An 11962-nucleotide genomic window follows, 5' to 3' on the forward strand; every position below is an offset into this window, starting at 1 on the left:
GCTCGGTGTCAGTGGGTGGCGGTGCTGGCGTCGTCGTGCGCGAGCACCAGCTCGCCGCGCAGCGAATGCGGGTAGGCGTGGTTGATCCGCACGTCGATCATCTGGCCGATCAGGCGCGCATGCGAGGCGAGCGGCGCGGGGAAGTTGACCACGCGGTTGTTCTCGGTGCGTCCCGCCAGCTCGTTCGGATCCTTGCGCGACGGGCCTTCCACCAGGATCCGCTCGATCCGGCCGACCATCGACGCGCTGATGCGCGCGACGTTCTCCTCGATGGTGGCCTGCAGATGTTGCAGGCGTTTGAGCTTGACCTCGCGCGGCGTGTCGTCGTGCAGGTTGGCCGCCGGCGTGCCGGGGCGCGGGCTGTAGATGAACGAGAAGCTGGTGTCGTAGCTCATCTCGTGCACCAGTTGCATGGTCTTGTCGAAATCGGCCTCGGTCTCGCCGGGGAAGCCGATGATGATGTCGGTCGACAGCGACAGATCGGGACGGATCGCGCGCAGCTTGCGGATCAGCGACTTGTACTCGAGCACCGTGTAGCCGCGCTTCATGGCCATCAGGATGCGGTCCGAGCCGTGTTGGACCGGCAGGTGCAGGTGGTTCACCAGCTTGGGCACGCGCGCGTAGACGTCGAGCAGGCGCTGGGTGAATTCCTTCGGATGCGAGGTGGTGTAGCGGATCCGCTCGATGCCGGGCAGCTCGGCCACGTATTCGATCAGGGTGGCGAAGTCGGCGATTTCCTCCGAGCCCTGGGTCAGCGCGCCGCGATAGGCGTTGACGTTCTGGCCCAGCAGGGTCACCTCGCGCACGCCCTGGTCGGCGAGGCCGGCGATCTCGGTGAGCACGTCGTCGAGCGGGCGCGAGACCTCGTCGCCGCGCGTGTAGGGCACCACGCAGTAGCTGCAGTACTTGCTGCAGCCTTCCATGATCGACACGAAGGCGCTCGGGCCCTCGACGCGGGCCGGCGGCAGGTGGTCGAACTTCTCGATCTCGGGGAAGCTGATGTCGACCTGCGAGCGGCCGCTGGCGCGGCGCGCGTCGATCATCTGCGGCAGGCGGTGCAGCGTCTGCGGGCCGAACACCACGTCCACGTAGGGCGCCCGCGCGACGATCGCCGCGCCTTCCTGGCTCGCCACGCAACCGCCCACGCCGACGATCAGGTTCGGATTCGCTTCCTTCAGTTCGCGTACCCGGCCGAGATCGGAGAACACCTTCTCCTGCGCCTTCTCGCGCACCGAGCAGGTATTGAACAGGATCACGTCCGCGTCCTCGGGCCGGTCCGTCTTCACGAGGCCTTCGGAGGCATTGAGCACGTCCACCATCTTGTCCGAGTCGTACTCGTTCATCTGGCAGCCGAAGGTCTTGATGTAGATTTTTTTCGTCATCTGGGTTCGCCGTTCGCAGTGGTTGACCTGGGGGCGTCATTGCGGGTGAATCGGGACGGTCGGCCCGGGGCGCGTCGCGCCTTGCGTCGCCGGCGCCTGGCCGGCATGCGGCAGCGGGGCGGGATGGGGACCGTCGGGGAAAGCTTTCCATTATAGCTTTGCGAATTCCGGATCGCCGCCGGCGGCGAGCCGGCTCGCGCCCGCCGGTTGCGCCGTCGCGACATGGGAACTCCACGGGAAATCATCGGATTCGACCCTTTGACGGCGCGGCGGTTCGCGGCGCGGCGCTGCCATGAAGATCGCTGAAGATTCCTCTGCGATGCTGATAACAGTGTGAAGATAACTTCGTTTGCCGCCCCGGACCCCGATGCTAGTCTTGCCTGCAATCGAGTTCGCTGCGCGCATCCGGCGCGCTGGAGGCTACCCATGCACACATCCCTCGCGCTGGTGCGCGACCGCGAAGCCGCGGATTCCGCCGCCGCCGTCGCGGCGCTGGCCGCGGCGCCGCACGAATCCTTCGACGCGCTGGAGCGTCTGGTCGGCGTCAACCTGGCCCGGCTGCGCGCCGAGCGCCAGCTCTCGCTGGACGCGCTGGCGCGCCTGTCCGGCGTATCGCGCGCGATGCTCGCGCAGATCGAATCGGCGCGCAGCGTGCCGTCGATCAAGGTGCTCTGCAAGGTCGCGGCGGCGCTGAAGGTCTCGGTGGCCGCCTTCCTGCGGCGCCACGCGGTGCTCGGCTTCGAGCACCTGCCGGCCGAGCGCGCGGTGCGCGTGGTGGCCTCCAACGGCCGCTTTTCGTCGCGCGCGCTGTATCCGGAAGGCGAGCCCGCCACGGCCGAATTCCACGAGTTGCGCATCGCGCCGCTGCATACCGAAACCGGCGTGCGCCGCGCGCCGGGCACCACCATCAACCTGGTGGTCAGCGAGGGCACGCTCGAGCTGTCGGTGCACGACCGCCGCCAGTTGCTGGCGACCGGCGACGCGATCGTGTTCGATGCCGACCAGCCCTACACGCTGCGCAATCCCGGCGATTCGGAAGCGCGCGCGTTCCGCGTGACCGTCAACGCCGAGGTGCCGCCGCGCTGGGATCTGCCGACGCAGTGAACGGCTTCGGCCGCCGAACCGCGACGAGCGGTTGCACGCGCAACCATCGGCGCTCGCCGGCTCCCTGGGCCTGCCAACGAAAACGGCGCGATGCGACAGGTGATGCCTGTCGTATCGCGCCGCTTTGCATTCCGGCCGATCAAGGTATCGCGCCTAGGACTGCACGTCGCCGAATTCGCCGCGCATGCCGGCCGCGACCAGCGCCGGCAGCTCCCGCATCGAGCGCAGGATGCGCGTGACGCCCATCTTGCGCAGCACGCCTTCGTAACCGTCGGGGATGTGGCTCGCGCCGACGAAGGCGATCGTCTTCATGCCGGCCGCGCGCGCGGCGGTCAGCCCCGAGACGCTGTCCTCCACCACCAGGCAGCGCGAGGGCTCGACGCCGAGCGCGCGCGCCGCGTGCAGGTAGACATCGGGATAGGGCTTGGGCCGCGCGACCTGCTCGGCGCAATACACGCGCTCGCCGAACACTTCGCTCAGCGCGGCGCGCTTGAGCGAATTGCGCACGCGTTCGCCGCGCGCGTTCGAGACCACCGCCGCCGGCAGCGGCACCTGCAGCAGCGCCTCGCGCACGCCGGTGATCGGCGCGAGCGCGCGCGCCAGCTCGGCCTCGACGGCGTGATCGACGGTGGCGACGAAATTCTCGGGCAGGGTGATGCCGTGCCGGGCCTCGAGCGAGGCGAGGAACAGGGAGGTGCGCTGGCCGAAGGCGGCCGCCGCGTCGGCGGCGAAGTCGATCGACGGGAACGCGGCGCCGAGCACCTGCAGCAGCACGCGGTCGGCAATCACTTCGCTGTCGACGAGCACGCCGTCGCAGTCGCAGATCAGGTGGTCGAGCATGGAAATCGGCACGAAGCCTACGCTAGGGTGACGACTCGCCATCATACGTGCTTTCGAATCGCCGGCAGGACGTCAGGCGCGATTCATCACGCCGTCGACTTTTTGTTATGCGATTGTTGCGCCGGACGAGTCAGCGGCTCGCATCGCGAGGCGTGGAAGCCGGCTCGCGATCGATGCGCGAACGGGCGGGATGCAGGCGCCTGCACGATCCGCCCGAGGCGATGACGCAGCGCGCGAGCCGCGCGCTGCGTCATGCCCCGGCCTCAATGCGCCTGGTGCAGGAACAGGTACAGCCAGGCCGCCGCGGCGCCCCCCGCCAGCGGCCCCAGCACGGGGATCCAGGCATAGCGCCAGTCGCTGTCGCGCTTGCCCGGGATCGGCAGCAGCGCGTGCATGATGCGCGGCGACAGATCGCGCGCCGGGCTCATCGCGTAACCGGTCGGCCCGCCCAGCGAGATGCCGATGCCGAGCACCAGCAGCCCCACCGGCAGCGCGTCGAGCGCGCCGAGCCCGACCTGCGGCGCGGCCAGGTAGAGCACGCCGAGGATCAGCACGAAGGTGCAGATCGCCTCGGTCAGCACGTTGTGCGTGACGCTGCGGATCGCGGGCGCGGTGCAGAACACGGCGAGCTTGAGATCGGGGTCGACTTCCTTGGCGAAATGCTGTCGATAGGCGAGCCAGACCAGCAGCGCGCCGGCCATGCCGCCCAGCATCTGCGCGGCGATGTAGCCGCCCACCTTGGCCCAGGCGAACTTGCCCGCCAGCGCGAGGCTGATGGTGACGATCGGGTTGAGGTGCGCGCCGCTGAACTTCGCGGTGACGTAGACGGCCACGAACACGGCCATCGCCCAGCCCATCACGATCACGATCAGGTCCGCGCCGCGGCCCTTGGTTTTCGCGAGGAGCACGTTGGCGACCGCGCCGTTGCCGAGCAGCACGAGGATGGCCGTGCCGATGAACTCCGCAATATAAGGTGACATTTTGGGTGTCTCTCTACCAGTGCGGCGGACTCGCGCGATGCACGGTCCGCCTGCTCGTTATGAATAAGGTCTTGTTGTTGCCGGCCGCCGCGCGCGAGGCGGCTGCCTCGTCACGCGGCGCCGCGGCGCGTCGTTTAGCGCGTGTCGTCGGCCCAGGCCTTGGCGGCGCGTACCGCGCGCTGCCAGCCGGCCAGCGCCGTGCTGACCTGCTCGGCCGGCATCGACGGCGAGAAGCGCGTGTCGAGCTGCCATTGGCTGCGCACCTCGTCGAGGTTCTGCCAGTAGCCGATCGCCAGGCCCGCCAGGTAGGCCGCGCCGAGCGCGGTGGTCTCGGTGATCTGCGGACGCACCGCGTCCACGCCGAGCAGGTCCGCCTGGAACTGCATCAGCAGGTTGTTGGCGCTGGCGCCGCCGTCCACCCGCAGCTCGCCGATGCTGATGCCCGAATCGGCTTCCATCGCCGCCAGCACGTCGAGCGACTGGTAGGCGATCGAGTCGAGCGCCGCGCGCGCCAGGTGCGCGTCGCTGGTGCCGCGCGTGACGCCGAACAGCGAGCCGCGCGCGCGCGCGTTCCAGTGCGGCGCGCCCAGGCCGGCGAAGGCCGGCACCAGGTAGACGCCGTCGGTATGCGGCACGCTGGCCGCCAGCTTCTCGATCTCGCTGGCCGACTTGATGATGCCCAGACCGTCGCGCAGCCATTGCACCACCGCGCCGGCGATGAAGATGCTGCCTTCCAGCGCGTAGTTCACCTGGTCGCCGACCTGCCAGGCGATGGTGGTCACCAGGTTGTTCTTCGACTCGATCGGCTTGTCGCCGGTGTTCATCATCAGGAAGCAGCCGGTGCCGTAGGTGTTCTTCACCATCCCCGAGCTGGTGCACATCTGGCCGAACAGGGCCGCCTGCTGGTCGCCCGCGATGCCGGCCAGCGGCAGCTTGGAGGCGAACACGGTGGTCTTGGTGTGGCCGTAGATCTCGGAGGAGGCGCGCACCTCGGGCAGCATGCTGCGCGGGATGTCGAGCGCGGCCAGCAGCTCGTCGTCCCACTGGCGCGTGTGGATGTTGAACAGCATGGTGCGCGAGGCGTTGGTCACGTCGGTGACGTGCAGCTCGTGCTTGGTGAAGTTCCAGACCAGCCAGCTGTCGACCGTGCCGAACGCGAGCCGGCCCTGGCGCGCCTTCTCGCGCGCGCCCTCGACGTTGTCGAGGATCCAGCGGATCTTGGTACCGGAGAAGTAGGAGTCGATCGGCAGGCCGGTCTTGGCGCGCACCATCGCTTCCAGGCCGTCGGCCTTGAGCGAGTCGCAGAAGTCGGCGGTGCGGCGGTCCTGCCACACGATCGCGTTGTAGATCGGCTGGCCGGTCTCGCGATCCCAGACGATGGTGGTCTCGCGCTGGTTGGTGATGCCGATCGCGGCGATCGCGGTGCCGTTCAGGCCCACGCGCGTGACCGCCTCGGCGGCGACGCCGGCCTGGGTCGACCAGATTTCCTGGGGATCGTGCTCCACCCAGCCCGGGCGAGGATAGATCTGCTCGAACTCCTTCTGGGCGATCGATACGATGTTGCCCTGGCGATCGAACAGCATCGCGCGCGAGCTCGTCGTGCCCTGGTCGAGTGCGAGGATGTATTGATCCTGCATCTGTCTCATCTCCATTCGGTACGTAATTGTGATTCGCGCGGCCTTCGCGGCGGCGCGTGCTGCTCTCGATCCCGCGCGGCTTGCGGCCTGCCGCGCGTTTCTACCTTCGGTGCAACGTCTTCGTCTGGTTACCGTTCGGGCCGTCAGTGCGCGACGCGTCGCGCGGCGGGCTCGGCCGCCGGGGCTGCCTCGCCGCCTTGCGCGAACCAGGCGTCGATCGCGGCGGTGACCGTCTCCAGCGTGCCCGGCGCGACATGCAGGCCCAGCTTCGAGCGGCGCCACAGCACGTCGTCGGCGCGGGTCGCCCACTCGCTGTCGCGCAGGTGGCGCAGTTCGGCTTCGTGAATGCCCGGTGCGATTTCCGCGCCCAGCCCGGCCAGCGAGCTGGCGCCGGCCACGATGCGTTCGGCGCGGGTGCCGTAGGCGCGCGCGTAGCGGCGCGCCAGCGCGGCCGGCAGCCAGGCATGGCGTTTCGCGAAGGCTTCGGCGAAGGGCGCGAAGCGCGCGTTGGCGATATCGCCGCCCGGCAGCGGCTGGCCGGCGGTCCAGGCCGCGCGGCCCGAGCCGAGCGCCTCGACCAGCATGCCGGCCGCGTCCTCGGCCAGCTTGCGGAAGGTGGTGATCTTGCCGCCGAACACCGACAGCAGCGGCGCGCCCTGGCCGTCGTCCATCTCGAGCTTGTAGTCGCGCGTGACGGCCGAGGGGTTGTCGGCGTTCTCGTCCTCGAGCAGCGGGCGCACGCCCGAATAGGTCCAGCGCACGTCGGCCGGCGAGATCTTCTGCTTGAAGTAGCGGTTGATCGAGTCGCAGAGATACTGCGTCTCGTCGCGGTCGATCGCCACCTTCGAGGGATCGTCGTGATACTCGACGTCGGTGGTGCCGATCAGCGTGAAATCCTGCTCGTAGGGGATCGCGAAGATGATCCGCTTGTCGGGATTCTGGAAGATGTAGGCGTGGTCGTGATCGAACAGGCGGCGCGTGACGATATGGCTGCCCTTCACCAGCCGCACGCTGTGGCGCGCGTCGCGGCCCAGCGCGCCGTGCAGCACCGAGCCGACCCAGGGGCCGGCCGCGTTGGCGATCGCGCGGGCGCGCACCTCGCGGCTCGAGCCGTCGGCGCGCTGCAGGGTGGCGATCCATTCGCCGTTCTCGCGGCGCGCGGCGACCAGGCGCGTGCGTGTCAGGATCTCGGCGCCGCGTTCGCGCGCGTCCAGCGCGTTGAGCACCACCAGGCGCGCGTCGTCCACCCAGCCGTCCGAGTAGACGAAGCCGCGCCGGATCGAATCGACCAGCGGCGCGCCGGCCGCGTGGCGGGCCATGGTGATGCCGCGCGAGCCCGGCAGCAGTTCGCGCCTGGCGAGGTGGTCGTAGAGGAACAGGCCGATGCGGATCAGCCAGGCCGGGCGCAGGTTCGGCATGTGGGGCATGACGAAGCGCAGCGGCCAGATGATGTGGGGCGCGGCGCGCAGCAGCGTTTCGCGCTCCTGCAGGGCCTTGCGGACCAGCCCGAATTCCTTGTACTCGAGATAGCGCAGCCCGCCGTGGATCAGCTTGGTGCTGGACGAGGAGGTGTGCGAGGCCAGGTCGTCCTGCTCGCAAAGGAGCACGGACAGGCCGCGTCCGGCCGCGTCGCGCGCGATGCCCGCGCCGTTGATGCCGCCGCCGATCACGAGCACGTCGTACCGAGTCTGTTCGCTCACTGCTGCCCTCTGTCTCTAGTCGAACTCAAATTTTTCGAATTCGAAATTTAATGAACAAAACCGAAAAAGTAAAGTTCGTTTAAGAGGGTCGGTAGCGCGCGTCGCCGAGCCGGACGATACTGGCGCATTGTCTTCAACGAGGAGGAAACATGCGTCAGGTCATGGTGGCGGGCGCGCTGGCGCTGCTGGCGGGCTGTTCGACCGTGCCGCTGCCCGGCGGCTGGAGCGGCGAGCCGACGTTCGACACGCTGCAGCGCGCCTGCGGCGAGGTGCAGGATTACGGTGCCGACGGCGCCTCGGTCTATGCCGCGCTCTACGACGCCTGGGTCGCGAAGCGGCACGGCAAGCTCGACGATGCGCAGTTCTGCGCGTTTTCGAAACAGATCGCCGCGCGCCATGCCGGGCTCGGCGCGCAGCCCGACGCGGCGGCGCGGGCCGGCTGGATCGATTACCTGAACACGGCGCGCGCGCAGGCGATCAGCTGGCGCTCGAAGGTCGATCCGACCTTGCGAGGCGGTTGAGGCGGGGTGGGGGCGAGCGAGGGATTCAGGGGCGGGCTCAGGGACGGGCGTCAGTCAGGCCGGGAGCCGCGCCGCCGGACCGCCGTATCCTGCCCATTGCCCGTGTCCCTCGATTCGTGCCCGTAAACGAAAACGACCGCCGTCGGGGACGGCGGTCGCGAGCCGGCGGGGCTCGTCGTTCGCTTCAGGAATAACGTACCTTGATCGATCGGAGCGCCGCGTCGCCGCTTTCGGTGACGCAGTAGCGACGGCCCGAACCGAGGGCTTCCAGGCGTACCAGTTGCTGCTCGAGCAGCGCATCCAGTTCGTCGCGTTCCATCTCGGCCTGATCCGGCGCGTCCTTGACGAGCAGCAGGGTGGCGAATTCATGCGGACTCAGCATCGTTCTCTCCAGACAAACCAGACGCCTCACGGCCGGACGACGTCCGGGACGCGTTACCCAGCAAGGGAGGCGTGGGGGGACATGCTTACCATGGCGCACGCGGCACACGGGCGCCGGGGATTCGGAGTGTAGTCAACGGGGCAAGGAACGCCAAATACGACCCCGAAAATTTTCCCATTGACAATTCGTCACAATTCAAGCGGCCGAGGCGACGCGGCAACTTCTTGATTTCACTTGAAGTTCGCGCTGCGACGCAGCAAGGGGCGGGGCTGCGAGGCAGTCGCGGGCGGTCGGATCGGCCGACCGGCCGGTCGCGCAATGTCGCTCAGTCGGCCAGGTAGACCTGGGTGCCGGCGGCGGCGATGGTCTCGCCCATTTCCTCGGGCGGCGCCTTGTCGGTGAACAGCGCGTGGACCTGCGACAGGTGCCCCTGCCGCACCAGGGCCGGGCGGCCGAACTTGGAATGGTCGGTGACCAGGTAGACGGTGCGCGCGTGCTGGATGATCGCCTCGGCCACGCGCACCTCGCGCGTGTCGAAGTCGCGCAGGGTGCCGTCGGTCTCGATCGCCGAGGTGCCGATGATCGCGTAGTCGACCTTGAACTGGCGGATGAAGTCGATCGCCAGCTCGCCGACGATGCCCTTGTCCCAGGGCCGCACGATGCCGCCCGTGATCAGCACCTCGCACTCGGGGTAGCCGCTCATCATGCTGGCCACGTTGAGGTTGTTGGTGATCACGCGCAGGCCGCGATGGCGATTCAGGGCCCGCGCGACTTCCTCGGTGGTGGTGCCGAGGTTGATGAACAGCGAGGCCTGGTCGGGGATGTGCGTGGCGGCGAGCGCCGCGATGCGCCGTTTCTCGTCGTGGAACATGCGCTGGCGGGCGCTGTAGGACACGTTCTCCGAGCTGGTCGGCAGGCTCGCGCCGCCGTGGTATCGGCGCAGCAGGTTCAGGTCGGCCAGCCAGTTGACGTCGCGGCGGATCGTCTGCGGCGTCACGTCGAAGTGGGCGGCCAGGTCCTCCACCGTCACGAAGCCGTCCCGTTGCACCCAGTCGAGCAGCTCCTGCTGGCGCGCGTTGAGCGAGAGGCGGGGGTCTCGTGTCGTCATGGTTCGTTCGAAAGCGGGGGAAACGGGCTCCCATTGTAAGCAATGTGCGCGAACGAACATTTCGTTTTCGCGACATCGATCGGTGCGCCGGCTCCGCGCGGGACCTCCCGTCCACCCCGGGCGAGGGTGCCGTCGCGCGAGGACGCAGCCCCTGGCGGCGGGCTTCCCGGGCTCTGCGCACGGCGCCGGCGCGGGTATCGATGATGCGCGCATCATGGTGCCAGGCGGGCGGCGTGGGCGCATCTTCGCGCGGCCGCCGGATCATCGAGCCGCGCGAAGCCATGCCGATGTCTTGCGCCTTCGCAGATTCGAATTGAATTGCAGCCGACTTTCGAATTACCTGTCTAACATTGCGCAATAGACTTCGAGGAACTGCGCGTGTGCGGGGCGGTCAGTGACTGAAGCACGCTCGGGAACTTCCGGCTAACATAAGCGGATCCAGATCGAATTTCATTCATATCCGCTTCGTCCGAGCGGGCCGCGAGGCCGCCAGGCATCCGCCGCTGAGCCTGGGGCAAGCCGCGCCGCCGGAACGAAGCGCTTGGGAGCACGACGATGCTGGCTGAAACCAAGCATGTGATGCCCTGGCGCATCGAAGACATCGACCTCTCGCGGATCGACCGCGCGAAGGCCGCCGCCAACGAAGACCTGCTGCTGCTGCTGTGCGCGGCCTCGTTCATTGAGAGCGGCTCCGATCTCTACACCAGCAACCTGAGCCAGTTCTTCGGCGACGATCCCGAGGTGGCGGCCTGGCTCAACGAGCAGTGGGAACACGAGGAACTGCAGCACGGCCGCGCGCTGAAGGCCTATATCGGCCACGTGTGGCCCGAGTTCGACTGGGATCTCGCCTTCCACAACTTCTTCGACGAATACTCGAAGACCTGCTCGCTGGAAGCCTTCGAGAAGACGCGCGCGCTCGAGATGGTGGCGCGCTGCGTGGTCGAGACCGGCACGGCCACGCTCTATCGCGCGATCAACGAGTGCTCGGACGAGCCGGTGCTCAAGGAAATCACCAACAACATCCGCACCGACGAAGTGCGCCACTACAAGCACTTCTTCAAGTATTTCAAGAAGTACAACGAGGTCGAGGGCAATGGCCGCTGGGCCGTGCTCGGCGCGCTGATGCGCCGCGTGCTCGAGATCCGCAACGAGGATTCGGAGATCGCGCTGCGCCACGTGTTCGCGATCCGCTATCCCGACAAGGTGCGCGACTCGGCCTACAACCGCGAGCGCGCGGCCCGCGTCAACGCGCTGGTGCGCCGCAACCTGTCGGCCGACATGTGCATCAAGATGCTGCTCAAGCCGCTCGACCTGCCTTCGCGGATCCAGCCCGGCGTGCAGTATCCGCTGACCAAGCTGACCCAGCACGTGTTCTTCCGTTGATCCGCCTGTCCGGCGCGCGCGTCCTGCGCGCGCCTTTTCCATTCCCGGGGAGTCCATGATGACCGCGACCGATCGCGCCGCGCTCGAGCGCTGGAATTTCGATAGCTGGTCGCCGGCCTGCCGCGCGTTGTTCGACGGCGAGGCGCTCGGCGACAAGCTGCGCTTCACGGCCTCGCTGATCGTGGTCGATCGCGAGGCGGAGCCCGTCGACGCGCGTACCACCCTGCTCAGCGTCGGCGAGCTGTACGCGCCCGATGGCGAGACGCTGTTCCTCGCGTTGTGGCCGCGTTCGCGCGGCGCGCAGTTGCTGGCCAGGGAGCGCGCCGCGGTGCTGAGCTTCGTGGCCGACGGCGCCTTCCACCAGGCGCGGCTGCGTGTCGAGCCGGCCGGCGTGACGGGCGATCGCCCGGCCGACGACGGCACCGCGGCGGCCGGGCTGGCCTGCTTCCGCGCGCGCCTGGCCGGCGGCGACGCGCAGCGCGTCGGTTATGCGCGGCTCACCTCGGGCATCGAGTTCGAGCTGGACGACCAGCGCGAGGCCGTGCTCGCGCGCTGGACGCGCCAGATCGAGCAGATCCGCCTGATCGCGGCCGCCTTGTCGGGCTGAACTGATTGGGGAGCGTGGGCTGAGACGCACCGCGCGAACGCGCGATGGCGGGTGAGGGCGCGGCGACGCGCGCCGCCGCGCCGGTGAAGCGAATCCGGTCGAGAACGGGCGGTCCCTGCATGACGCATGCGGGGACCGCCCGTTTTTCGTTCAGTGGCCGCGCTGGCCGCTGCGCGAGGAGCGGTTGCGGTTCGCGTGCCCCGCATTGGCATTGCCGCCGCCGTTGCCGCCCTGGCCACCGCCCGGTCGGCCGCCGCCTGCCGGACGCGGCTTGGCCGCGGTCGCAGCGCCGCCGCCACCACCGGCCTTGACCGGCTT

General features: G+C 68.6%; 11 protein-coding genes. 4 read left to right on the plus strand and 7 right to left on the minus strand.

What is annotated here, in order from left to right; genetic code table 11:
* Nucleotides 1–8 precede the first annotated feature (8 nt).
* Nucleotides 9–1382: a tRNA (N6-isopentenyl adenosine(37)-C2)-methylthiotransferase MiaB gene (gene miaB / locus F3J18_RS20220; protein WP_166913844.1), complete on the minus strand. Its 1374-nt coding sequence runs from the start codon at nucleotides 1380–1382 to the stop codon at nucleotides 9–11.
* A gap of 426 nt (nucleotides 1383–1808) precedes the next feature.
* On the opposite strand from miaB, the gene F3J18_RS20225 reads away from it, so the two are divergent.
* A complete protein-coding gene (locus F3J18_RS20225) occupies nucleotides 1809–2486 on the plus strand; it encodes an XRE family transcriptional regulator (RefSeq protein ID WP_025096898.1) in 678 nt (225 codons plus the stop codon).
* Nucleotides 2487–2639: 153 nt separating this feature from the next.
* Here the strand turns inward: F3J18_RS20225 and F3J18_RS20230 are convergent, their stop codons facing one another.
* The 4 genes from F3J18_RS20230 to glpD all read right to left on the minus strand — a co-directional run bounded on the left by F3J18_RS20230 (nucleotide 2640) and on the right by glpD (nucleotide 7643).
* Nucleotides 2640–3326, minus strand: coding sequence for an HAD family hydrolase (locus tag F3J18_RS20230; protein ID WP_025096899.1), 687 nt, complete (start codon nucleotides 3324–3326; stop codon nucleotides 2640–2642).
* A 263-nt stretch (nucleotides 3327–3589) separates the two neighbouring features.
* Nucleotides 3590–4306: an MIP/aquaporin family protein gene (locus tag F3J18_RS20235; RefSeq protein ID WP_013699321.1), complete on the minus strand. Its 717-nt coding sequence runs from the start codon at nucleotides 4304–4306 to the stop codon at nucleotides 3590–3592.
* 134 nt (nucleotides 4307–4440) lie between these two features.
* Entirely contained in the window at nucleotides 4441–5943 is a 1503-nt protein-coding gene (gene glpK / locus F3J18_RS20240; protein ID WP_025096900.1) for a glycerol kinase GlpK, read from the minus strand.
* 143 nt (nucleotides 5944–6086) lie between these two features.
* Complete coding sequence (glpD, locus tag F3J18_RS20245) at nucleotides 6087–7643, minus strand: glycerol-3-phosphate dehydrogenase (protein ID WP_166913846.1); 1557 nt, start codon at nucleotides 7641–7643, stop codon at nucleotides 6087–6089.
* A gap of 149 nt (nucleotides 7644–7792) precedes the next feature.
* On the opposite strand from glpD, the gene F3J18_RS20250 reads away from it, so the two are divergent.
* Nucleotides 7793–8164, plus strand: coding sequence for a hypothetical protein (locus F3J18_RS20250; protein WP_013699318.1), 372 nt, complete (start codon nucleotides 7793–7795; stop codon nucleotides 8162–8164).
* A 184-nt stretch (nucleotides 8165–8348) separates the two neighbouring features.
* Here F3J18_RS20250 and F3J18_RS20255 read toward each other — a convergent pair whose 3' ends face one another.
* Both F3J18_RS20255 and F3J18_RS20260 read right to left on the minus strand, forming a co-directional pair.
* Nucleotides 8349–8546: a phage tail assembly chaperone gene (locus F3J18_RS20255; RefSeq protein ID WP_013699317.1), complete on the minus strand. Its 198-nt coding sequence runs from the start codon at nucleotides 8544–8546 to the stop codon at nucleotides 8349–8351.
* 325 nt (nucleotides 8547–8871) lie between these two features.
* Nucleotides 8872–9654 carry a DeoR/GlpR family DNA-binding transcription regulator gene (locus tag F3J18_RS20260; RefSeq protein WP_013699316.1) on the minus strand — a complete coding sequence of 261 codons (783 nt, stop codon included), beginning with the start codon at nucleotides 9652–9654 and terminating at the stop codon, nucleotides 8872–8874.
* A gap of 555 nt (nucleotides 9655–10209) precedes the next feature.
* Here F3J18_RS20260 and F3J18_RS20265 point away from each other — a divergent pair.
* Together F3J18_RS20265 and F3J18_RS20270 are read left to right on the plus strand one after the other, a co-directional pair.
* Nucleotides 10210–11037, plus strand: a complete 828-nt coding sequence (locus tag F3J18_RS20265; protein ID WP_025096903.1) for a ferritin-like domain-containing protein — start codon at nucleotides 10210–10212, stop codon at nucleotides 11035–11037.
* 58 nt (nucleotides 11038–11095) lie between these two features.
* Entirely contained in the window at nucleotides 11096–11644 is a 549-nt protein-coding gene (locus F3J18_RS20270; RefSeq protein ID WP_166913850.1) for a hypothetical protein, read from the plus strand.
* The last annotated feature ends 318 nt before the right edge of the window (nucleotides 11645–11962 follow it).

Source organism: Burkholderia sp. Ax-1720, from assembly GCF_011753035.1.
GTDB classification, from domain to species: domain Bacteria; phylum Pseudomonadota; class Gammaproteobacteria; order Burkholderiales; family Burkholderiaceae; genus Burkholderia; species Burkholderia gladioli.